This is a genomic window from Natrinema sp. H-ect4, assembly GCF_041894845.1.
Lineage (GTDB): Archaea > Halobacteriota > Halobacteria > Halobacteriales > Natrialbaceae > Natrinema.
The window spans coordinates 96,542-117,375 of record NZ_JBHDYC010000005.1 but is presented as its reverse complement, the minus strand read 5'-3'; the positions used below and the strand labels follow the sequence as shown (position 1 = coordinate 117,375).

Annotated in this window: 23 protein-coding genes; 12 read left to right on the top strand and 11 right to left on the bottom strand. The window is 64.3% G+C overall.

Annotated elements, in window-relative coordinates:
* Nucleotides 1-15: 15 nt before the first annotated feature.
* From ACEWFR_RS08750 to ACEWFR_RS08725, 6 genes are all read right to left on the bottom strand, one after another.
* Entirely contained in the window at nt 16-342 is a 327-nt protein-coding gene (locus ACEWFR_RS08750; protein WP_374060657.1) for a cupin domain-containing protein, read from the bottom strand.
* Nucleotides 343-430: 88 nt separating this feature from the next.
* Nucleotides 431-1,522 (bottom strand): P-loop NTPase, encoded by a 1,092-nt coding sequence (locus ACEWFR_RS08745; protein ID WP_374060656.1) that lies wholly within the window; start codon nt 1,520-1,522, stop codon nt 431-433.
* Between the two features lie 137 nt (nt 1,523-1,659).
* On the bottom strand, nt 1,660-1,971 hold the full coding sequence (locus tag ACEWFR_RS08740) for a hypothetical protein (RefSeq protein WP_098727179.1): 312 nt from the start codon (nt 1,969-1,971) through the stop codon (nt 1,660-1,662).
* Nucleotides 1,968-3,320, bottom strand: coding sequence for an NrfD/PsrC family molybdoenzyme membrane anchor subunit (gene nrfD / locus ACEWFR_RS08735; RefSeq protein ID WP_374060655.1), 1,353 nt, complete (start codon nt 3,318-3,320; stop codon nt 1,968-1,970). The genes ACEWFR_RS08740 and nrfD overlap by 4 nt, the downstream gene beginning before the upstream one ends.
* Nucleotides 3,317-4,963 (bottom strand): 4Fe-4S ferredoxin N-terminal domain-containing protein, encoded by a 1,647-nt coding sequence (locus tag ACEWFR_RS08730; RefSeq protein ID WP_374060654.1) that lies wholly within the window; start codon nt 4,961-4,963, stop codon nt 3,317-3,319. Before ACEWFR_RS08730 ends, nrfD begins: the two co-directional genes overlap by 4 nt.
* A 436-nt stretch (nt 4,964-5,399) precedes the next feature.
* Nucleotides 5,400-6,077: a helix-turn-helix domain-containing protein gene (locus ACEWFR_RS08725; protein ID WP_374060653.1), complete on the bottom strand. Its 678-nt coding sequence runs from the start codon at nt 6,075-6,077 to the stop codon at nt 5,400-5,402.
* Nucleotides 6,078-6,212: 135 nt separating this feature from the next.
* On the opposite strand from ACEWFR_RS08725, the gene ACEWFR_RS08720 reads away from it, so the two are divergent.
* The 9 genes from ACEWFR_RS08720 to ACEWFR_RS08680 all read left to right on the top strand — a co-directional run bounded on the left by ACEWFR_RS08720 (nt 6,213) and on the right by ACEWFR_RS08680 (nt 13,335).
* Complete coding sequence (locus tag ACEWFR_RS08720) at nt 6,213-6,440, top strand: DUF2249 domain-containing protein (protein WP_374060652.1); 228 nt, start codon at nt 6,213-6,215, stop codon at nt 6,438-6,440.
* Nucleotides 6,441-6,557: 117 nt separating this feature from the next.
* On the top strand, nt 6,558-6,791 hold the full coding sequence (locus ACEWFR_RS08715; protein ID WP_098727492.1) for a DUF2249 domain-containing protein: 234 nt from the start codon (nt 6,558-6,560) through the stop codon (nt 6,789-6,791).
* Nucleotides 6,792-6,830: 39 nt separating this feature from the next.
* Nucleotides 6,831-7,124, top strand: coding sequence for a DUF2249 domain-containing protein (locus tag ACEWFR_RS08710; protein ID WP_098727175.1), 294 nt, complete (start codon nt 6,831-6,833; stop codon nt 7,122-7,124).
* Nucleotides 7,125-7,185: 61 nt separating this feature from the next.
* Complete coding sequence (cyoE, locus tag ACEWFR_RS08705; protein WP_374060651.1) at nt 7,186-8,634, top strand: heme o synthase; 1,449 nt, start codon at nt 7,186-7,188, stop codon at nt 8,632-8,634.
* A gap of 159 nt (nt 8,635-8,793) precedes the next feature.
* Complete coding sequence (nirK, locus tag ACEWFR_RS08700; protein ID WP_374060650.1) at nt 8,794-9,888, top strand: copper-containing nitrite reductase; 1,095 nt, start codon at nt 8,794-8,796, stop codon at nt 9,886-9,888.
* Between the two features lie 249 nt (nt 9,889-10,137).
* Entirely contained in the window at nt 10,138-10,287 is a 150-nt protein-coding gene (locus ACEWFR_RS08695; RefSeq protein WP_176548072.1) for a hypothetical protein, read from the top strand.
* Between the two features lie 4 nt (nt 10,288-10,291).
* Complete coding sequence (locus tag ACEWFR_RS08690) at nt 10,292-10,831, top strand: cytochrome C oxidase subunit II (RefSeq protein ID WP_374060649.1); 540 nt, start codon at nt 10,292-10,294, stop codon at nt 10,829-10,831.
* A gap of 5 nt (nt 10,832-10,836) precedes the next feature.
* On the top strand, nt 10,837-12,582 hold the full coding sequence (locus ACEWFR_RS08685) for a cbb3-type cytochrome c oxidase subunit I (RefSeq protein ID WP_374060648.1): 1,746 nt from the start codon (nt 10,837-10,839) through the stop codon (nt 12,580-12,582).
* Between the two features lie 33 nt (nt 12,583-12,615).
* The gene (locus tag ACEWFR_RS08680) at nt 12,616-13,335 is read left to right on the top strand and encodes a hypothetical protein (protein ID WP_374060647.1); all 720 of its coding nucleotides are present in this window, start codon (nt 12,616-12,618) and stop codon (nt 13,333-13,335) included.
* A 291-nt stretch (nt 13,336-13,626) separates the two neighbouring features.
* Here ACEWFR_RS08680 and ACEWFR_RS08675 read toward each other — a convergent pair whose 3' ends face one another.
* The 5 genes from ACEWFR_RS08675 to ACEWFR_RS08655 form a co-directional block, all read right to left on the bottom strand.
* Nucleotides 13,627-13,755 carry a hypothetical protein gene (locus tag ACEWFR_RS08675; protein WP_374060646.1) on the bottom strand — a complete coding sequence of 43 codons (129 nt, stop codon included), beginning with the start codon at nt 13,753-13,755 and terminating at the stop codon, nt 13,627-13,629.
* 143 nt (nt 13,756-13,898) lie between these two features.
* Complete coding sequence (locus tag ACEWFR_RS08670; RefSeq protein WP_374060645.1) at nt 13,899-16,349, bottom strand: heavy metal translocating P-type ATPase; 2,451 nt, start codon at nt 16,347-16,349, stop codon at nt 13,899-13,901.
* Nucleotides 16,350-16,521: 172 nt separating this feature from the next.
* The gene (locus ACEWFR_RS08665; protein ID WP_374060644.1) at nt 16,522-16,956 is read right to left on the bottom strand and encodes a DUF3054 domain-containing protein; all 435 of its coding nucleotides are present in this window, start codon (nt 16,954-16,956) and stop codon (nt 16,522-16,524) included.
* A gap of 210 nt (nt 16,957-17,166) precedes the next feature.
* Nucleotides 17,167-18,087, bottom strand: coding sequence for an alpha/beta fold hydrolase (locus tag ACEWFR_RS08660; RefSeq protein ID WP_374060643.1), 921 nt, complete (start codon nt 18,085-18,087; stop codon nt 17,167-17,169).
* An 86-nt stretch (nt 18,088-18,173) separates the two neighbouring features.
* Nucleotides 18,174-18,299: a hypothetical protein gene (locus ACEWFR_RS08655; protein WP_255291508.1), complete on the bottom strand. Its 126-nt coding sequence runs from the start codon at nt 18,297-18,299 to the stop codon at nt 18,174-18,176.
* 272 nt (nt 18,300-18,571) lie between these two features.
* Between ACEWFR_RS08655 and gatC the strand changes: the two genes are divergently transcribed.
* From gatC to ACEWFR_RS08640, 3 genes are all read left to right on the top strand, one after another.
* On the top strand, nt 18,572-18,850 hold the full coding sequence (gatC, locus tag ACEWFR_RS08650; protein WP_374060642.1) for an Asp-tRNA(Asn)/Glu-tRNA(Gln) amidotransferase subunit GatC: 279 nt from the start codon (nt 18,572-18,574) through the stop codon (nt 18,848-18,850).
* A gap of 2 nt (nt 18,851-18,852) precedes the next feature.
* Nucleotides 18,853-20,127 carry an Asp-tRNA(Asn)/Glu-tRNA(Gln) amidotransferase subunit GatA gene (gene gatA / locus ACEWFR_RS08645; protein ID WP_374060641.1) on the top strand — a complete coding sequence of 425 codons (1,275 nt, stop codon included), beginning with the start codon at nt 18,853-18,855 and terminating at the stop codon, nt 20,125-20,127.
* Between the two features lie 128 nt (nt 20,128-20,255).
* On the top strand, nt 20,256-20,669 hold the full coding sequence (locus ACEWFR_RS08640; protein ID WP_374060640.1) for a hypothetical protein: 414 nt from the start codon (nt 20,256-20,258) through the stop codon (nt 20,667-20,669).
* The last annotated feature ends 165 nt before the right edge of the window (nt 20,670-20,834 follow it).

The window sequence follows — 20,834 nt, the reverse complement described above, 5'->3', positions numbered from 1 at the left end:
TGCGTCACTGACTCCTCAGGACGGCATCGGACAGAGGCTCGCAGTGAAGCGTACCGTCTCGTCGGTCTCGTTTTCCGCACCGTGGTCGACACCGCGCTCGTGGTGGACGACTCCTGGCGCGTCGATTTCCTCGCGCTCGTCGTCCTGAATCACCGTGACTGTCCCCTCGAGCACGTGAAACACGTTCGTGCTATCGGCATGTTCGTGAGCCTCGAGTTCAGCACCCGGTCCGAGCGCGAAGGCCTTCACGAGGACATCGTCGCTGACGACCAGTTCCGCGGTCTCGACCTCGCCGGCTCCCGGCTCGAGGTCGTCGATCGAATCGGCGTACGTATCGAGCATTGCGTCTCGGTTCGACGGACGGCATCATAACAGCAGGGGAAAGAGAGAACGGATCTGCAGGGGACGATGAGGCGCGGTAGGTGAGCGCTCAGTCTTTCGTCTCGGTCGGTAGCTTGTTCGCCGGTTCCTGCGTGATGTTTTCCGAGACCGTACGGCGGTTGGCCTCGCCGATTCGGTCGGCGACCTCGCCGACGAGGTCTTCGAGGTGCTGTTGGACCTCGCTGTCGTCGTCCTTGACGAGCGCCCCCTCGCTGCCGTCGGCCCCGAAGTCGGGGTGGATCGGAATCTTGCCCAGCAGCGGAACGTCGTACTTGTCGACGATGGTGTCCGCACCGCCGGTCCCGAACAGCCCGTGCTGGTCGCCACAGGACGGACAGATGAAGGAGCTCATGTTCTCGACGACGCCGAACACCGGCGTGTCGTGTTTGTTGAACATCTGAATCCCCTTTCGGGTGTCGTCTAACGCCATCTCCTGGGGCGTCGTAACGACGACCGAGCCCGTCACGGGCATCGACTGCAACAGATTCAGCGTCGCGTCGCCGGTCCCCGGCGGGAGGTCGACGATGAGGTAATCGAGTCGTCCCCACTCGACGCCCTCGAGGAATTTCATCATGAACTTGTTGACCATTGGCCCGCGCAAGATTGCGGGGTCGTCGTCGTCCTCCATCATCATGCCCATACTGATGACGCGGACACCGTCCGAGCGTGGCGGCACGATTTCCTCGTTGGGCGTGACGCCGGGGTCGCTCTCAGGCGGGAGGATCTGCGGCACGTTCGGCCCGTGAATGTCGGCGTCGAGCAGGCCGACCATCGCACCGCGTTTCTCGAGTCCGGCCGCCAGGTTGGCCGCGACCGTCGTCTTGCCGACGCCGCCTTTGCCGGAGGAAACGGCGATGACGTTGCGCACGTTCGGGAGGACCTCGTCGTCGAAGCCGTGTTCCTCGCCGACGTGGGCCCGCAGATCGGGCTCGAGACCGGCGTCCTCGATGACATCGCGGATCTGATTCCCGATCGCCATCTCGGAGGGTGCGTACGGCGCGTTGAACGCGAGCGAAATGCGGGCCGTCTCGTCGTCGATAACGACGTCGTTGACCAGTCCGAGCGAGACGATGTCGTCGCCGATGTCCGGATCTTCGACCTCCTCGAGTTTGATCTCGAGTTCGTGTTCTGTAATGCTCATAGTGGCTGTGTTAGTCGTTGGAAGGATGTGGAACGGGATACGTGTGATGGTTCGGGACCGAATCACTGCTGAACGGCACCGCTTACGGGGTGACGGTCGCGAAAAATAAATCGGTGTTCGTTGTGAGACGGCGACGGTTACGGCGGGCCGACGCCGCTGATCGGCTCCGGCGGGCCGCCGTAGAAGACGATACCGATCAGGACGGTCAGGACGAACATCCCGACCCACATCGATGTCGTCAGTCCGACGAGGTAGCTCACGCCGAGCAGTCCGGTCTTCGTGTCGCGGGGTTCACCGAGGAACCACGCCGCGAGCATGATGTAGACCGGAACCAGGATAACCGCGAAGATGATCCAGGTCCCCTCGTTGGCGAAGCCGGTGAAGCCGGCGGTGCCGTCGTAGCCGTGGTACAGGAGTTCCGATGGGATCGCTGTCAGTGCTGCGTTCATGCTTCCACCTCGGGTTCGGTCGCGTCGTCATCGTGTGTGTGGTCGCCGCGCAGGTGTTCAACCGCGTGGAGTTCGACCACTGGAACGAGCTTCGAGAGGTTGAGGAATAAAAGTGCAACCAGCGCAGTCGTTCCGACAAGCGAGAGCCACTCGATGAGGCTCGGGAAGTAGGTCCCGGGCGTGTTGGCGTAGATGTCGAACGTCGGGTGCAGGAATCCCTCGACGACGAACAGGATCTTCTCGGTCAGGGTCCCAGCGAGGATGATACAGCTGGCGAGGAGCGCTCGCTTCTTACTGAACAGGGCCGGACGGATCCCCTGCAGGAAGATGTACACGAGCGTGCCGAATATCATCGTCATCGCAACCTGGTAGACCGGGTGGCCGATCTTTGCCTCGATCGCGACCGCCTTGTTGGTCGGTCCGAGGAAGACGCCGTTGATGATCGTCTGGAGCTGGAACCACAGGAACAGCAGAGTGAAGAATCCGAGCCACAGGAGCAGTCCGCGGAAGATGTCGTCGGTGATGATGTGATCCCAGTCGTAGGCTCGGCGGAACGCGTAGGAGATGATCATGATGCCGCTGATCGCCGACATCAGCGCGATACTGAGGAACATCGGCCCCTGAATCGCACCGGTCCAGCCGGGCATCGCCGGCAGGAGTGCGAACAGCCACGGAATCACGCCGCCGTGGAGCAAGAGCGGGGCCATGATGATGACTGCGGCGGCGAGCCACCAGACCATCCGATCGATGACCTTGTCTTCTTTCTTGCTGTAGCCGATAGTCAGTATCTTGTAGACCGGTTCGAACTTGTCCGGCAGATCGTCACGCAGGCGGTTGACGTCATAGCGCAACGTCAGTCCGAGGTAGGTCGCAGACAGCACGAAGTAGGCCGTAATGACGGTCACGTCCCACACGAGCGGCGAATTGTTGACCGTGATGTGGTAGTGACCAATGACGCTTGTCACCATCCGGTCCGGGCGTCCCATGTGGACCAGGATGTAGAAGCCGGCGGCCGAGAGGCCGCCGATCGTCGTCATCTCCGCGAGTCGAGCGACCGGCATGTACCGGTCCATATTGAGCAGGCGGACGGCGGCCGAGAGGATGATGCCGCCGTGAGCGACACCGACCCACCAGATGAACGCGCCGATATACAGTCCCCAGGTCGAGCCGCCACCGCTCCCCCAGTCGCCGAGGCCGGTGACGATAAGGCCCTGCTGAAGCTGGTAGGCCCATGCGACGAGGAAGGCGACGAGACCCAGTGTCGCGGCACCGTACAGGATGAAATACTTCTTCGTGAGCGTGTTGATCGGACGAAGGATGTCCGCTTCCGTTGGCTCCTTCGTGCTCATAAGGACACCCCGTCAATCCGCCCGACCGTGCCTTCGTCGAGGTCCTCCTGGCGCTCGTCGAGCAGGTCGACGTCCTCGTAGGCGGTCGGACCGTCGACCTGGTGGGCCTCCGGTCCGGGCTGTTGGCCGAGGTAGGTGATGTTCGGGTTCGTTCCGATGTCCTCGAGCAGTTGGAACGAACTCGGGTCGCCCGTGTACTGCTCGAGTCGGAATCGAGCCTGCTGTTCGCTGCCATCACCGAGTCCGAGTTCGGTGTACGCCTCCTCGGTGTTGAGGTCGACGTACTGCTGGAAGGCCTCGACGGCGGAGAGGATTTCCTGTTCGTTTCGGAGAATGGAGTTGTTCTCGTCGTCGCCGGGTTCGAGACCCTCACTGATCATCTCGATCGACTTCATGACCGCGAGGATGTCCACGGTGAGCCCCTCGATATTATCGATCGCGGTCTCGAGGTCGTCGCCCTCGCTGAGGGCGCTGTCGATATCGTCCGCCGACGGGGCGGATTTACTGCTTTCGGTGCCGTTCGTCAGGTGAACGATCGCGCGACTCTTGACCGGGTGCTCGCGGTGCTGGGACGGGTCGCTCTTCTCGTCTTTGACGTTTCCGAACTGGATCGCGTTCGGCGGGCAGGCCGACTCGCAGGCGGTCGTTCCGACCTTGCCTTCTCCCTGTTTACCGTCCTGCATGGACGGACACATCGTACACTTGCTCATCGTCCCGCGAGGTGCGCGACTGTCGACCCAGCGCTCGCCGTGATCGTACTCGGCGTGCGTGATCTGGTCGGGGTTGTCGGGATCCTCGAGGCCGTCGATGTCCTCGTAGGCCGTATCGGGTTCGTCCCACTGGAAGTAGTTGACGCCGTAGGGGCAGGCGACCTGACAGTACCGGCAGCCAATACAGACGTCGTAGTCGGTCAACACGAGACCGTCCTTGTCACGCGTGTGACGCGCCGTCGTCGGGCAGACCTTCTCGCAGGGAGCGTCCGTGCAGTGCTGGCACGGCCGCACGAGCATGTTGAAGTCGCTCCCCATGTTGAAGTCGGTGTAGACGTCGTATTCGGAGCCCTCTTGGCCGTGGTGGTTGTCGTCCTCCCAGGCCATGACGTACATCCAGTTGACGCCCTGGTCGAGATCGTTCTCCTCGGAACAGGCGGTCATACAGGAGAGACAGCCGTCACACCGCTCGAGGTCGATCGTCATCCCCCACTGGGTGTCGCTCTCCTCGGTGGTCTCCTGGCGCGGGCCTTCGGCCACGCTGTGCTCGGGACCGTCGCTGACGGTGCCGAACGCACCGAGGCCGACGGCCGTCGCGCCGACGCCCATCTTCTTCATGGTCTCACGACGGGTTTCCTCGCCGTCGCCGTCGAACTTATCGACCATTCGGGAGAACGTCCCCTTCGCCTCCTCCTGGGCCGCCTCGTAGGCTTCCTTGGTCGGTCGCTCGTCCTCGCCGAACTCCTCCATCACGTCCTCGTGATACTTCTCGTGGAAGTCGGCTTCGGAGAGTTCGCCCTTGGTGACCCGCATCGCGTCGCGGGCCATGTCCATACCGAGTTGGCTGTCGTACTCGGTATCGTCGAGCATCGTCTCGAGTTCGCCTTCCCACTCGTCTCCGAGGGGGTGGAATGATTCATCGTCCGTGCTCATTAGATCAGAACACCTCTGTATATGACACTGGTGTCATGCCGAGAGTACTCGACGGCATGCACTTCAAATCGTTCATTTGTGGATCCTCATTCCTCGTCTCATAACCGTACTCGCATGAAGGAGTGAGCCGATTTCCACACCATGAGAATCGAACCGATCATGTTCGCCAATATAAGTCAATCGCTGTCGGAATCGGGTATCGATCCAACTCGACAGATGGGCTTCAGTGGCGGAAGCCCCGAAGCGTCAGGAGGGTGGATTTCATTGTTTCCTCCCGGAGTTCGAGGGCGGGAACCCAGCGCGACGGCGAGTCTCACACTCGGACCGATTCCCCGGTACTGCAAAATTCGGCCGTCGATTTTCGTCGGATCACCACTCTACCGACGCGGACGGCGGAGAGGTATCTCAAACCGGAGCGCGACGTCAACGGATCGAATTACGTACTTGCGGCCGTTTCTTCGAGCGGTTCGTCTCCGTCGGAGACGCTCGGGACATCTTCGACGAACCGCTTGACGATCGCTTCTTCCGCCCGATGGAGCGTCTCGCTACACGTGGATTTGGCAATCGTGAGACGATCAGCTAGCTCCGTCAGTGAACTACGCCGCGGGGTGTCGTAGTAGCCCGCTTCGACGGCGGCGACGATCACCTCGAGCTGGCGGTCCGAGAGGAGCTGGCTCTCGTGGAGCCGCTCGCGGACGTGATCGATCCGGTACTGGAGGCCGAAGTTCTCGAGTTGTTCGGCGAGTTCGGCCAATCGCTCCCGGGAGCCGGTGACGTCGATCGTCGCCTCGCCGTCCTGAATTTCGACCGGCAGTTCGATCGGCATCCCCGACTCTCGAGAGGAGAACAACAGGAGCGGTGCGGTGGTCTCGAAGTGGACCGTCGCCTCGTCGTCGCTCCACTGGGCGAGGGAGAGTTCGGTAATCTGGGGGTGTTCCTCCATGGCTTCGACCACCGCGGGGGTTTCCGAACCGGCGATTCGGACGAGAGCGAAGCCGGTGTCTGAGCCGGGAACGGCCGCGAGGACGCGAAAGGTCGACTCGGGAAAGTCCGTCGAAACCTGTTGGATCCAGATCGCTTCGGGCATCGTGAGTGTGAGGGTTGCGTGGGCCATACGAACGTGTTCTGTTCGGAGCTATATACTGGCGGTGACGAATATGTTCGGCTGATTCCCGCGCCCCGGGAAGATCGACTGCCGCGAACACGTTCGGACGAACGGCCAACTCGCCGCGGACCGAACGACGGACCGATGACGATCGAATCCACAGAACGTACGCTCGACGTCCGTGAGATCGACGGACCGCCGTTCGACGACATCGTTACCGCACTCGAGTCGCTCGAACGCGGCGGTCAGTTACGACTGATCGTGCCGTTCGAACCGGTCCCGCTCTACGAGGAACTCGATGATCGCGGATTTGCTCACGAGAGCGAGCGACGCGAGGACGGCGTCTGGCACGTGCGTATCGAACACACGTAACACCGCCCGAACCGTGTTGTCGACCGTGTGAGACGTAGCGATGATTCACGAGCGCTCCGGCATCCCGAACGTGTTCGCACGAATTACCATCCGGCAGCCGTTCCGATGCACCAGTACATGACGCGACTCGATGTCAGAGACATTCAACCGGTGAACCGCCACCCGACCATTCACGACGAGTTCGAGGCCCTCGAGCCGGGCGAGACGCTCACGATCGTCAACGATCACGAGCCCAAGCCGCTGTTCTACGAGTTTCAGGCCGAAGTCGAGAGCTTCGACGCTGACGGCTACGAGGTCGAGCAACATGCCCCCGACGAGTTCGTCGCCCGATTCCCGAAGCTGGAGGCCTGACCGATCGCATTCGGTCGAGATATCGCTACTCACATCGCCATGTCCACGATAGCAGCCATCGTCGACGGCACGGACGCACCGTCCGACCGACCGCGGGAAACGATCGACGTTCGCTCGCTCGGTCCCCCGGAGCCACTGAAACGGACCCTCGAGACGCTCGCCGAGCTCCCCGCGGAGACGGTTCTGGTCCAGCGAAACGACCGCGTCCCCCAGTTTCTGTTCCCGAAACTGGACGATCGTGGCTATACCTACGAACCAGTCGAACGCGATGACGATGTCGTGACCGTCATCTGGCGGACGAACGGGGCGCTCGAGACGAGAGACGACGCGTAATCGGAAACTGACTTCGTGGGGCTACCCACGACCACCGATGAGACGATGCTACCGACACCAGATGATTAATGACCCTAACCGACGGCGATTCGCGGACCTGCTCGCAGCGACGACGATCGCGGCCTACGTTCTCGTCGCGCTCGGGACTGCCGTTTCGGCGACCGACGGCGCGACGTCCTGTCCCACCTGGCCGGGCTGTGCGACCGATTCGTCGCTTGGCTCGCTCTCCGGCGACCTCCTCCTGTTCTGGGCTCACCGCGTGGCGGCCCTCGTGACTGGCCTCCTCATCGTCGCGTCCGGGCTGGCCGCCCGGCAGGTCGATATCGGGCGCCGCGTGACCTGGCTCGTCGGCTGTGCGATCGTCCTCTTTCCGATCCAGGTCGCTCTCGGTGCCGCGCTCGTCGTCGGCGGCCCCGCCGCGGCGTCCGGCCTTCACCTCGTCCTTGCGATGGTCATCTTCGCCTGCCTCCTCGTCGCGCTCGTTCGGACCCTCGAGGACGGTGCCCGCGATCGATCGGAACAGCCAGACGCCGTCGATCCCGCCCGTCCCGTCGCAGAAGCGAGCGAGGTCACTGACGGTGGAGACGAGGAGGTCGTGACTGGGACCGACGGCTCAGGCGGGCGGATTGCACGCCTCCGGCGAACGGCCGGTGCGTATCTCACGCTCACCAAACCGCGGCTGATGTGGTTGCTCTGTCTCGTCGCACTGGCCGGGATGGGGCTGGCGACGCTGACCGGGACGCCGCTCGAGCCGTCGGTCGCTGTCGCGACGCTCGCCGGTGGCGTCCTCGCGATCGGCGCGAGCGGGACGTTCAATCACGTGTACGAGCGCGACCGCGATCGGCGGATGAACCGGACGGCCGACCGGCCGCTGGTTCACGATCTCGTCCCGGCGCGGAACGCCCTCGCGTTTGGCATCGTCCTCACGAGCGCATCGATGGCCGTTCTCGTCGCGTGGGTCAACGTGCTGGCCGCGGCGCTGACGCTCGCCGCGATCGGCTACTACGCCGCCCTTTACACGGTCGTCCTGAAGCCCAACACCGTCTGGAATACGGTTCTCGGCGGCGGTGCGGGTGCGCTTCCCGCGATCATCGGCTGGGCGGCCGTCACGGGATCCGTCGGACTGCCCGCGATCGCCCTCGCTGTGGTGATCTTCCTGTGGACGCCGGCGCACTTCTACAGCCTTGCGATCGCCTATCGCGACGATTACGCGCGTGGTGGTTTCCCGATGTTTCCCGTTACCGAAGGCGTGCTCGCCGCGCGTCGACACATCGCGCTCTATCTGGGTGCGACGCTGCTGGCTGCGAGCGTCCTCGGCTGGCTGGCGGGACTCGGCTGGGTCTACGCGGTGGCGTCCGTTTCGCTCGGTGCCGTCTTCCTCCGGTCGGTGATCCGCCAGTATCGCCGACCGACCGACGCGGTCGCGCTCCGCTCGTTTTACGTCTCGAACTACTACCTCGGCGCGATCCTTCTCGCGATCGTCCTCGAGACGCTCGTGATCGCCGGTTGACTGCCGGCGAACGCCATGTCGTCACCCGATCCCGTCGGCAGTTATCGGAGGGGTATATAGTAGCCCACAGTATAGCGGGAAGTGACAATTCAATTACTGATCTTCGAGAACCGTCGCTGCTATTGAACGTCTGTTTGCCATCTCTTCGGATGTAGGACGATGACCCAACACAACGCTCACCGACGACGGTTCCTGCAGGCGATGGGTGCAGCCGGAGCGGTCGCAGTCGCCGGCTGCCTCGGCGGTGACGAATCGGGCACCGAAGCAAACAGCGACCAGAACGGCGGCGAGGAGGAGGAGGGGCTGGCGGCGGCGAAATCGGTCGACGTCGACCGAATCGCACGGGATCCGACGGACATTCCGGCACCGGTCGACTGGAACGAGCCCCGGACGCACGACGTGACGCTCCGAACCGAGAAGGTCACCGCCGAAATCGAGCCCGGTGTCACCTTCGACTACATGACGTTCGGGGGGCAGGTGCCGGGGCCGATGGTTCGGGTCCGCCAGGGTGACACGGTCAACCTCACATTCGACGTGCCCGAAGACACGAACGTGGCAATGCACAACGTCGACTTCCACGCGGTCTACGGCCCCGGCGGGGGTGCCGACGCGACGACCATCGCCCCCGACGACGACCCGACCCAGATCAAATTCCGTGCGGAGTACCCCGGTGTGTTCATCTACCACTGTGCGGTCCCCGCCATGGATTACCACATCAGTAGCGGCATGTTCGGCTCGATCCTCGTCGAACCCGAGGACGGGCTTCCCGAAGTGGACAACGAGTTCTACCTCGGCCAGCACGAAATCTACACCGCCGGCGAGGTCGGCGAGGAGGGCCACCACACGTTCGACCACGATGCGATGATGCGCGAAGAACCCACCTACGTCGTCTTCAACGGCCAGGCCTACGGCTTCACCGAAGACGGCGTCGGCCCCATGCAGACCAACACCGGCGAGACCGCTCGAGTCTACTTCGCCAACGGCGGCCCCAACCTGCTCAGCTCGTTCCACCCGATCGGCAACGTCTGGAGCGACCTCTACCGCAGCGGCGACCTGCTGAGCGAACCCGCCAACAACGTCGAGACGACTCCCGTCCCGCCGGGCACCACCACCGCCGCTGAGATGGAGTTCCCCGTTCCCGGTCCGGTCAAACTCGTTGACCACGCCCTCTCGCGGGTCGTCCACCGCGGCGCACTCGGCGTCGTCAACGTTCAGGGCGAGGAAAACCCCGACGTCTACGACGAGGATCCGTGAGCGAGAGTGGGTATCCCGCCGCGGACGGCCCACCCGGAGAACTGCCCTTCGTCCTCCTTTTCACACCTCGTCTTCACGTCTCATCGTACCGTTGGTCGCTCTTTTCCTCGATTCTGTCCAATATTAATTCCAACGTTCAGGAGTGAGAATGTGACTGGTCGTAATTAAAACTCATCTGACAGTGAGGAAGGGGAATATGTGCGGGAGAACGGCTATGCAGCTTTCATAACGAGTTTCTTCCGAAAGGAAATGACTGGGTCACACTCGAGTGAATCGGAACCGATGATGCAACGACTGTACAACCGCATCTGGCTACTCGCGGCGGCGGCGCTCGTGTTCTTCGCGCTTTCGTACGTCGCGTGGGGCTGGGTCGACGTCTTTTCCGTTCCACTGGGGTGATTCGATGACGTCACCACTCAAACCCCCGGACGGCAACTGGTGGGATCAGCCGGTCAACAGACGCGAGTCGATCTGGCTCGGGCTGGGCGCCGCCTGGTCGCTCATCCTCTTCGGTTGGATGAGCACCTGGACGCGCGTCGGCGATCAGAACCCGATCGGCGAAACGTTCCGCATCGACGCCGAGGCGTACCGCGAGAAGATGAGCGCGTACAAGGAAGACGGGACCGAGACCGAGGACGGCCTCGTCCCGCCCGGGACGGACATCTATCTCAATGCGATGCGCTTCCAGTGGGACGGCGCACCAGTCATCCTCGAGGCAGGGACGGAGTACGACATTCACCTCAGTTCCATGGACATCCAGCACGGCTTCTCGCTGCGGCCGGAGGACGCGCTCAGCAAGCAGATCAACCTGCAGGTGCTGCCCGGCTACGAGTGGGTTGTCCCGATGACGTTCGACGAGCCAGGCACCTACCACATGATCTGTAACGAGTTCTGCGGGCAGGGGCACAGGACCATGCACGGCACGATCATCGTGGAGGAGTGATATCGATGGCACACAAACTAGACGTTCTCGGCCTGTTCGACAACGAGTACCGCGACGACGGCTTCCGAACCTGCTCGGTGACGGGCCTCGAGATCCACCGATCCGTCGAGAACCTCGTCAAGCTGTTCGGACTCACGGCGGTCGTCGCCCTGCTGTACGGCGGCATCTTCGCCATCACCGTCGCGATGACCCGCTGGGAAGTGATCGGGCTGCTCGACCCTAGCGATTTCTACACGCACCTCAGCATGCACGCGTGGAACCTCCTGATCTTCTGGATGGTGTTCATGGAAATCGCGATCCTCTACGTGGGCGGGCCGATGGTTCTCGGCCGCCGGCTGCCGTTTACGAGCGTTGCGAAGGCCGGCTGGCTCGTGATGGTCGCGGGCGCGCTGCTGGTCAACTACGCGATCTGGACCACCGAGGCGCCCAACGAAGCGCCGCTGTTGACCGCCTACGTGCCGATGCCGATATCGCCGCTATTCTACGCCGGCGCGATCGTCTTCATCCTGGGCACCGTCGTCGCCGCGCTGCCGTTTTTCGTGACGATGTGGTACGAGAAGCGCGAGCATCCGCGGAAGACGCTCCCACTCGTCAGCTTCGCCGCGTTCGTCACGGGAATCATCGCCGTCGAGGCGCTCGTCGGCGGCCTGTTCGCGTTCGTTCCCACCCTGCTGTGGCGACTCGAGTACATCCAGTGGTGGGACGCCGCCTGGTACCGGCAGATGTACTGGATCATCGGCCACGGTACCCAGCAGATCAACCTCGTCGCGATGATCGCGGTCTGGTACTTCCTGACCCACGTTGTCGCCGGCGCGGAGGTCGTCAGCGAGAAGGTCTCGCGGACCGCCTTCATCCTCTATCTGTTCTTCATCAACCTCGGGGCGGCACACCACCTGCTGTCGGATCCCGCAGTGTCGACCGGCTGGCGTCTCTGGAACACGTCCTACGCGTTCTACGGTGCCACGTTCGCGAGTCTGATCCACGCGTTCGCCATTCCGGCGGGAATCGAGGCCGGCCGCCGAAAGCGCGGGAAGGGCGGCGGGCTGTTCGGCTGGTTGACGTCGGCTCCCTGGCGGGACCCGGTGTTCTCCTCGACGATCTTCTCGATCATCCTCTTCGGCTTCCTCGGCGGGATTACGGGGGTTATGATGGGCCAACTGCAACTCAACATGACCTGGCACAACACGTTCGCGACGGTCGGGCACTTCCACGCGACGGTCGTCCTCGGCACCACAGTCGCGTTCATGGGCCTGGTTTTCTTCGTGATCCGAACGATGTTCATGCGCCAGTACGTCTCCGAGCGGCTCGCGTCGATCCAGCCGTTCTTCTACTCGGCCGCGATGGGCGTCGCCGTGTTGATGATGATGTACGTCGGCATTCTCTACGGCGTTCCTCGCCGGACTGCCGAGGTCGTCGAGAATATCCCCGGCACCGAGTTCAGCCTCTCGGCTGCAGCACCCCTGTTCGCCGTCTTCGGGATCTTCGCTCTGCTCGCCATCGCGGGTGGCATCCTCTTCGTTCTCGTGGCAGTCGGCTCGCTGGTCTTCGGCGACCGCGTCGAGAGCGCCGACGATAACGCCGACCTCGTCGCGGACGGCGGGCTGGGCATGGCACAGGACCCCGACGATCCCGTCCACGCCTACGAGATGCGCGGCACGTTCGTCCTCTGTCTGGTCTTCCTCGGTGCCTTCGTCATCACCTACCTGCTGAACTGGTATCTGCTGACCCAGCTCTGGTCGATCGGCGCCTGATCGACCCGACGAACCGCTTCGTTTCACCCACCCATGACACACTCCGACGCCGACGCGACCGCATCGCCGCTATCGTTCGTCAGGCGAGTCCTCGTCCAGGCCTGGCGGGACCTCCTGAGCGTCTACTACGCTAACACGCCGATCTGGCGGCTGTTCAAGAGCGCCGGGCTGCTCTTCTTCGGCTTTTTCTGCTGGTCGGCGAGCAGTCTGGTCCTCTCCTACGGGATCGAGTGGACGATCCTCGAGTTCGTTCGGGCCTACGGCTTCGTCCTCATCCTCTGGGGGCCGCTGACCCACGCCGTGATCGTGCCGCTCGTGATCCGGCTCCGGCGGACCGCCGAACGCCCGATCGTCCGGACGATCGCTCGAAACGGCTCGAAGATCAACATTTCGATCTTTCTGACTATCGTCCTGATACTCGGGACCGCACCCATCTCGCCCATGGTACTCGACTTCCAGTCACCGTTGGGGAACGATTCGGGGACGGACGTTAACCCGGATCTGGTGTGTAGCAAGTCCAGCGGCGAGATCGACTGCCACCTCTCGGACTCGACGGGGATCGACAGCGTCGTCGTGACTAGCGGTGACCGCGAAATCGAGCGCGTCGAGGAGACTCCCTACGAGTTCACGATCCGCGAGGCCGACCTCGAGGAGACCGTCGGCCAGGCGGAGTTCGTCGTCGAACTCCGCGACGAGGACGGCGAGACCCTGCGTCGCTACCGCCGGTACGTGTCGTCGGTTCCGGAGGCGTAGACTCGATCCCATTCTTCCGGTTTTCGCATAGTGGAGTACCCACGAACTAGACCGGTTGGTATCGCTGTTCGTCGCGACCAATAGAATCGGTGACGCACCGACGGGCGATCACAGAAAACCAACAGCAGGCGGTCTGGGGGTTCCGAGCCGATTCAACGACGGTCCTGTTGCGGCCCTCTCCGTCCCTCTTCACATCTGAATTCGGTCACAGCGATTCGTAGGTGAGTGCGAATCGGTGGCGCGAGTACGCTGGAATAGCCTCACGCTTCGAACAGTATCTCGCCACGCTTACTACGCCGATTCGTCGAGGGCGTAAATGCCACCGTCGTCTTCATCGGTGTCGTCCTCTGGACCCCCACAGCCAGCGAGAACGACCGCCGCGACGGTCGCAGACGTGACGAGAAGCCGTCTTCGCTTCATGGATGTGTATTGGTAACGCATATCAATAAGTGTGGGGTGGAGGGGTCGTACTCGAAACGGGACCGACTGTACTCTCCGTGAGACAGTGTTCAAATCGATCGAATGCGAAGCGGCGATGGCGAGACCTCACCGGCGAAACGTGCTCATCGATCGTCCAGCACTGCCCGCGAGGAGTTGACGACGACGATGGTGCTGCTCGCGGCCATCGCAACCGCGGCGAACAGCGGGTTGAGCAGCCCGGCCGCGGCCAGCGGGATCGCCACGGCGTTGTACAGCAGCGCCCAGGCGACGTTCTCGCGAATGCGACGGCGAGTGCCGTTCGCGAGATCGAACACGGAGCGGACGCCGTAGAGGTCGCTCGAGGTGACGACCGCATCGGCGGCGTCCGTCGCGCGAGCCGTCCCGTGGCCGAGCGCGATTCCGACGTCCGCCGCGGCCAGCGCGGGGGCGTCGTTCGTGCCGTCGCCGACCATCGCCGTCACCCCCTCGCGGGAGAGCCGTCGGACGGTCTCGACTTTCCCGTCGGGCGGAACGCCCGCGAAGACGCGATCGACCGCCGGGTGGTCGCGAAACGTCTCGGTCGCGGCCTCGTCGTCACCCGTCAGTACGACCACCTCGTGGTCTGCAAACGACTCGAGGACGTCGCGCCACTCGGCCCGCGTTCGATCGCCGACGACGATGACGGCCCGCGCTCGCCCACCGTAGCCCACGACGGCCGGGAGACGACCGGCCGCTCGAGCCTCGTCGATCGCCCGCTCGAGGTTGTCGGGAACTGGCCCGACCAGTCGCTCGACGAGCGCGGGCGTGCCGACGACGCATCGCTCGCCGTCGACGGTCGCGCTCACGCCTTCGCCGGGGTGGCGCTCGAAGTCGGTCGGCTCGAGCGCGGGCTCGGTTTCGATCGTCTCGCCCCCTTCTGGGTGCTCGAGGTGGCCGCCATCGGACGCGACGGGCGCGCCGCTTTCGGTTCGGTCCGACCGCCCGCGCTCCGCGTGAGCCACGATGGCCTCAGCCGCGGGGTGCTCCGACAGTCGTTCGACGGCCGCGGCGCGGTCGACCGCGTCGGCGTCGCCGCGGACCTCCTGAACGGTCATCTCGCCGGCCGTCAGCGTGCCGGTCTTGTCGAAGACGATCGTTTCGACGGCCGACGCGGACTCGAACAGGGCCGCGTTCGCGACGACAATCCCGCGCTCGAGGGCGTCGCGCAACCCGGAGGCGACCGCCAGCGGCGTCGCCAGACCCATCGCGCACGGACAGGAGACGACCAGTACCGTCAGCCCCGTGAGAACTGCGTCGCTGACTGGCGTCCCCGTCGCGAGCCGCCAGGCCGTGAGGACGACCGCGAGCGTCAGGACGAGCGGGACGAAGATCGTCGCGAGCCGGTCGGCCAGCCGCTGGACGCCCGGCGTCGAACTCTGGATCTCCCACATGAGCGTCGCGATGCGATCGAGCGTGCTCTCGGCACCCTCGCCCGCCTCGAGGACGAGCGCGCTATCGGTGACGATCGCGCCGCCGACGACCCGCTTCCCCGGCCGCTTCGTGACCGGCAGGGACTCGCCGGTGAGGACGGACTCGTCGACCGCCGCCGTCCCCTCGACGACCGTTCCGTCGACGGGGATCCGCTCGCCGGGTTTGACGATGACCTCGTCACCGGCCTCGAGCCGATCGACCGGGACCGTCTCAACTCCCTCCGTCGTTCGGCGAGTCGCGTCGCGAACCCGCGCGGCGGTCACGTCAGTGAGCAGGTCCGTCGCCCGACGCTTGATTCGGCGCTCGTAGTAGGTCCCGAGCGTGACGACCATGATCACGGCAACGGTCACGTCGTAGTAGAGGTGTGTGCTCCCCGTCGCCAGCGCGACCGTGCTGTAGCCGTACGCCGCGGTCGCCGCGATGGCGATCAGCAGGTCCATGTTCGGCTGGCCGACCCGGAGGCTGACGTACGCGCCGCGCAACACGGGATAGCCGGTATAGAACAGGACGCCGCCCGTCAACAGACCGATCATCGCCATCGGCAGGTAGATTCCGACGGGCGACGTCGCGTCAACCGAGAGAATCCCCGTCTCGATCCCCACGTAGCTCGGATAGAGGTAGAACAGGTACCACGGCATGACGAGCATCGCCAGGAACCCACCGATCAGCAGTCGCTGCGCGATCTCCTCGTCGGCTCGAGTCCGCCCCCCGCCCGTGTCGTCGTCGCGGAATCGCGCCTCGTAGCCGTACCCCGAAAGCGCGTCGGGGAGGTCGGCCTCGAGCAGCCGATCGGGGTCGTAGACGACGCGGGCGGTGTCGGTTGCGTAGCTGGCTTCGACGGTCAGAATTCCCTCCTCGCGTTCGCCCAGCAGAGAGACGAACCCCTCGCAGGTCGAGCAGTGCATCCCCTCGATCGCGAGGAACGCCTCCGCACACCCGTCGGGAACCGCTCGTTCGGCGGACTCGGCCGCCCGGTCCACGACGCTCGAGCCGTCCACGTCGTCGACTTCAGCGAGCGTCGCGCTCACCTCGAGGCAACCGCGACAGCAAAAGCGGCCGGCGACGTCGTCCCCGGTCACCGGCGGCTCGGGCGTCGGGAGCCCGCAGAGCGCGCAGGAACTCATCTCATAATCGATACTCGCGGCCGCCGGGTAGCCGTGACGCCGAACGAGTTCGGAACGTCCGCGGTCGGCCGCTCGGCTCGCGGCCGTAAGGGGCTGGAGCAGGTGGCCAGCCGACTCGAGTCCGAATGGGCAGTATTTTTCGCGATCACTGGCCACCGTGGCCGCGTATCGGTTACCGTCGCCTGCGGCAGCCGCCGGCCACCGCGAGCCGCCACGGAAGGACGAATCCGAGCCCGAGTGCGGCGTTGACCAGCAGGAACTCGGGCGGGGCCCCGCCGGGGAAGTACGACGACGCGCGGATCCCGCCGCCGAGCAGCGTGACGGCGAGCCACGCGGCCCCGACCACGGCGACCGTCCGTCCGACGGACTCGAGTGTTCGGCGACGGTACGCGCCCAGTAGCGGGGCGACGATCCCCCAGGCGATCACGAACGGAACCGCTGTTCGGAGGGTGTAGACCGGGTACTCCCACGGCTCGAGCCCGTGGGAGAACAGACCGAATCCGAGAAATGCCGTCACGACGACCGCGTCGGCGGCAGCGAGGGCGACGACGAACGGGTCGGAAGCGACTCGGCCGAGTGGGTTCGGACGCGTGTGTGGGTCGATCATGACTTTCGAAAGCAAACACCGCATAGTGTCGACCGTGACGGATGGGGATCCGCGACGGCCTGTTCCTGGAGTACCCGCGGTGTTAGTCGATCGAACTGACGCACACCGGGGATGCGAGTCCTTTCCCGAACGTGTTCCGGTCGGCTGACTCGAGGACATTCCCTATCGCACGGGACCGATCGCGAAACCGCCCCGACGATGTCGGAGGCTCTACGCCACGCGAGCGTGCTCGAGCAACAGTTCCGTCAGTCGCTCGGGTTCCTCGTGGGGAACCCAGTGACTCACGCCCGGCAGTATCTCGAGGCGGTGCTCCGCACAGAACGCCGCGCTGTCGACCGCCAGTGCGGGGATGAGTGCCGAATCGTCTTCGCCCCAGACGACGAGCGTCGGTGCGGCGACGCGATCGATCGCCGGTATCGGCGGATAACGCGTCGCCGCCCGGTACCAGTTGAGCATTCCAGTGAGCGCGCGGGTTCGGCTCCAGGACCGCCGGTACCGAGCCAGATCAGTCTCGGTGAACGTTCCCGGCGCGGCCGTCTCTCGAAGCGCTCGCTCGAGGAGGTGATACTCGTCGTACCGACACGCGAACTCGGGGAGCCACGGCAGCTGAAAACAGACGGCGTACCAGCTCCGACGCAGTTGCTCGAGGTTCGCGAGTAGCTGCCGACGGTACGCGGTCGGATGCGGCGCGTTGACGACGGCGAGGCGGTCGACGGCCCCGGGGAACCGACACGCGAGGTACCAGGCGACGACCCCGCCCCAGTCGTGGCCGACGACGTGGGCCGCGTCGCGTTCCTCGGTCGCGATCAGGGCGACGACGTCCCGCGCGAGTTCCGCGGTTCGGTACGCTCGCACACCGTCGGGTTTCTCGCTGCGATTGTACCCCCGCTGATCGGGAACGAGGACGCGATAACCGGCGTCGACGAGCGGCGCGATTTGCGTCCGCCACTCGTACCAGTACTCGGGAAACCCGTGGAGCAAGACGACCAGCGGATCCGCTCGATCGCCGGCGGTGACGACGTGTAACTCGACCCCGTTGACTGTTCGGCGGCTCGAGTTCGCGTCGACCCGTTCCGGGATGGCCGACTCGAGTTCCGACTCCGCTACCGTCGCCCGTGTGCTCGTTCCCATTTAGCATCACCTAGCCGCGGACCGTCCTTAGCGGACGTTTTTCCCGGCCGGGCTCGCGCCTCGAGCGCTCCGAGCCGGTTCGGCGCTCACGTCCAGACGCGCAGACAATCCGTCGAGCAGAAGTGGAGGTCGACACTCTCCTCGACGCCGGATTCGACGTAGGTCGTTAGCGTGTACGCAACCTCGTCGGCCTCGCAGTTATCACAGTCCATACTTTCAGTCCCCGGACAGCGACCTTGAGTATGAACTGATTATCTCTCACAGTTGCAGTATTAGTACCTGATTAGACAGCGGTAATAGTATCTTAAAGCCGCCATCGTGACCGGGATCGAGCACTTCGGGGCCGGTCGTCGACTGAACTGAGACGAACAATTCACGTTCGGCCCTCGTGACTGAATGCGCTCTCTTTTCGCACGAGCAGGGTGGCGTTCGAGAAGCGGGCGGTATCGAAACCCTTACTCTCCGGAGGCCGGTGCGAACACGTATGAGCGACGACGCCGTCAGTCCCGAGGAGGTCCGCCACGTCGCGGAGCTGGCTCGCGTCGACCTCGACGACGACGAGGTCGACCGGTTCGCCGGGCAGTTCGCGGACATCCTCGAGTACTTCGAGACGCTAGACGAGGTGCCGGAAGTCGACCGCGACGCCGACCTCGCGAACGTGATGCGACCGGACGAGGAACGCCCCTCGCTCGACAGCGAGGAGGCGCTCCGGAACGCGCCGGAAACCGAGGACGGCTACTTCAGGGGACCCAACGTCTCGTGATCATGTCGGAGAATATTTTCATCACAGAAGCGCGGATCGAGGGCGACGACGACGGCCCGCTCGCGGGAACGACCGTTGCGGTCAAGGACAATATCTCCACCGAGGGCCTCCGAACGACCTGCGGCTCGCGGATGCTCGAGGACTACGTCCCGCCCTACGACGCGACGGTCGTCTCTCGGCTGAAAGACGCCGGTGCGACCATCGTCGGTAAGGCCAACATGGACGAGTTCGGGATGGGGACGACCACCGAGACCTCTCACTTCGGTGCGACGGACAACCCCGCCGCGCCGGGCCACGTTCCCGGCGGCTCTTCGGGTGGCTCCGCGGCCGCCGTCGCCGCCGGCGAGGCCGACCTCGCGCTGGGCTCCGACACCGGCGGCTCGGTCCGCTGCCCGGCCGCCTTCTGCGGCGTCGTCGGTATCAAGCCCACGTACGGGCTGGTTTCCCGATACGGCCTCGTCGCCTACGGCAACAGCTTAGAGCAGATCGGTCCCTTCGGCGAGACCGTCGAGGACGCCGCGGAGTTGCTCGACGTGATCGCCGGGAGCGACGAACGCGATGCGACAACTCGCGAGACGCCGCTCGAAGACGACACGAGCTACGCCGACGCCGCCACCGGCGACGTCGACGGCCTCCGGATCGGCGTTCCGACGGAGCTGCTCGAGGGCGCCGACGAGGGCGTCGTCGAGACGTTCTGGGATGCGCTGGGAGAACTCGAGGACCGCGGCGCGGAGTACCACGAGGTCAGTCTTCCCTCGGTCGAACACGCCGTCGAAGCCTACTACGTAATCGCGATGTCCGAGGCATCGTCGAACCTCGCGCGCTTCGACGGCGTCCGCTACGGCCGTTCGGGCGGCTACGAGGGTAACTGGAATGAGGCGTTCGCCAAGGCCCGCGAGGAAGGGTTCGGCGACGAGGTCAAGCGCCGGATCTTGCTGGGGACCTACGCGCTTTCGGCGGGCTACCACGACAAGTACTACAAGAAGGCCCAGGACGCTCGTGCGTGGGTCAAACAGGACTTCGACGATGCCCTCTCGGAGGCCGACGTGCTCGCGAGTCCCACGATGCCAGTTCCACCGTTCGAACTCGGCGAGAGTCTGGACGACCCCCTCCAGTTGTATCTCGCCGACGCAAACACCGTTCCAGTGAACCTCGCAGACTTGCCCGCGATATCGATTCCGGCGGGCGAGACCGACGGCCTCCCCGTCGGGCTCCAACTCATCGGTCCCGCGTTCGGCGAGGAGCAGTTGATTCGCGCCGCGAGCGCGCTTGCCTGAACTGGCCGCGACGACCGCTACTCACTTTTCGACCGATTCGGTCGCGTCTCAACCTTCGTCGACAGATACATTTTTATACAGTTCTGTCAACTAGGACCATACCGAACGAATCACTGCAAGAGACTCTCATGAAACTCTCACAGAATCAGGAAGTCGAATTCGACGAGTTCTCGAGAGCGTGCGACCTCGTCGAGGAGTATTTCGCCGACACGATCGACAACGTCGCCTTGCACGCACCCGTCTCTCGTCGTCAGCTCATCGCCGTTCTCGCACGCGCACAGCTCTCCGGTCGCCAGCTCGCGGTCGACGGACTCACGGAGGACGGAGAGGTCGTCTATCAGTCGAACGACGAAACGCTGCTCTGGCTCGACGGTGGGTTCTGGACGGACATGCGCGGGCAGCATCACCTGGCGCCCGACGAGGGTCGCGCCGCACGCGAGGTCCACCGCCGACTCATCGAAGCCCTCGACGGCGACGTCTCGTACTATAACCGCGAACGCGACCCCTTCGTCCTCATCGAACGGTTCGATCCCTACGAGTAGTCCCATCGGCACCGCCGGTGGATGTCCGTTGACGGAACTCGAGCGGCGCTCCCTGCGACCGTTCGAGGGAACTATCTATCAGCACTGACCACTCTCACGCTCGAGACGACGGAACGCGTTCGTTCGAGATCGTTCCGTAGCCACCTCGAGCTCTCGATGGCCACG

Bases quoted from the DNA above. Each gene is read 5' to 3' on its own strand.
- ACEWFR_RS08750 (WP_374060657.1), bottom strand. From the start codon at position 342: ATGCTCGATACGTACGCCGATTCGATCGACGACCTCGAGCCGGGAGCC.
- ACEWFR_RS08745 (WP_374060656.1), bottom strand. From the start codon at position 1,522: ATGAGCATTACAGAACACGAACTCGAGATCAAACTCGAGGAGGTCGAA.
- ACEWFR_RS08740 (WP_098727179.1), bottom strand. From the start codon at position 1,971: ATGAACGCAGCACTGACAGCGATCCCATCGGAACTCCTGTACCACGGC.
- nrfD (WP_374060655.1), bottom strand. From the start codon at position 3,320: ATGAGCACGAAGGAGCCAACGGAAGCGGACATCCTTCGTCCGATCAAC.
- ACEWFR_RS08730 (WP_374060654.1), bottom strand. From the start codon at position 4,963: ATGAGCACGGACGATGAATCATTCCACCCCCTCGGAGACGAGTGGGAA.
- ACEWFR_RS08725 (WP_374060653.1), bottom strand. From the start codon at position 6,077: ATGGCCCACGCAACCCTCACACTCACGATGCCCGAAGCGATCTGGATC.
- ACEWFR_RS08720 (WP_374060652.1), top strand. From the start codon at position 6,213: ATGACGATCGAATCCACAGAACGTACGCTCGACGTCCGTGAGATCGAC.
- ACEWFR_RS08715 (WP_098727492.1), top strand. From the start codon at position 6,558: ATGACGCGACTCGATGTCAGAGACATTCAACCGGTGAACCGCCACCCG.
- ACEWFR_RS08710 (WP_098727175.1), top strand. From the start codon at position 6,831: ATGTCCACGATAGCAGCCATCGTCGACGGCACGGACGCACCGTCCGAC.
- cyoE (WP_374060651.1), top strand. From the start codon at position 7,186: ATGATTAATGACCCTAACCGACGGCGATTCGCGGACCTGCTCGCAGCG.
- nirK (WP_374060650.1), top strand. From the start codon at position 8,794: ATGACCCAACACAACGCTCACCGACGACGGTTCCTGCAGGCGATGGGT.
- ACEWFR_RS08695 (WP_176548072.1), top strand. From the start codon at position 10,138: ATGACTGGGTCACACTCGAGTGAATCGGAACCGATGATGCAACGACTG.
- ACEWFR_RS08690 (WP_374060649.1), top strand. From the start codon at position 10,292: ATGACGTCACCACTCAAACCCCCGGACGGCAACTGGTGGGATCAGCCG.
- ACEWFR_RS08685 (WP_374060648.1), top strand. From the start codon at position 10,837: ATGGCACACAAACTAGACGTTCTCGGCCTGTTCGACAACGAGTACCGC.
- ACEWFR_RS08680 (WP_374060647.1), top strand. From the start codon at position 12,616: ATGACACACTCCGACGCCGACGCGACCGCATCGCCGCTATCGTTCGTC.
- ACEWFR_RS08675 (WP_374060646.1), bottom strand. From the start codon at position 13,755: ATGAAGCGAAGACGGCTTCTCGTCACGTCTGCGACCGTCGCGGCGGTC.
- ACEWFR_RS08670 (WP_374060645.1), bottom strand. From the start codon at position 16,349: ATGAGTTCCTGCGCGCTCTGCGGGCTCCCGACGCCCGAGCCGCCGGTG.
- ACEWFR_RS08665 (WP_374060644.1), bottom strand. From the start codon at position 16,956: ATGATCGACCCACACACGCGTCCGAACCCACTCGGCCGAGTCGCTTCC.
- ACEWFR_RS08660 (WP_374060643.1), bottom strand. From the start codon at position 18,087: ATGGGAACGAGCACACGGGCGACGGTAGCGGAGTCGGAACTCGAGTCG.
- ACEWFR_RS08655 (WP_255291508.1), bottom strand. From the start codon at position 18,299: ATGGACTGTGATAACTGCGAGGCCGACGAGGTTGCGTACACGCTAACG.
- gatC (WP_374060642.1), top strand. From the start codon at position 18,572: ATGAGCGACGACGCCGTCAGTCCCGAGGAGGTCCGCCACGTCGCGGAG.
- gatA (WP_374060641.1), top strand. From the start codon at position 18,853: ATGTCGGAGAATATTTTCATCACAGAAGCGCGGATCGAGGGCGACGAC.
- ACEWFR_RS08640 (WP_374060640.1), top strand. From the start codon at position 20,256: ATGAAACTCTCACAGAATCAGGAAGTCGAATTCGACGAGTTCTCGAGA.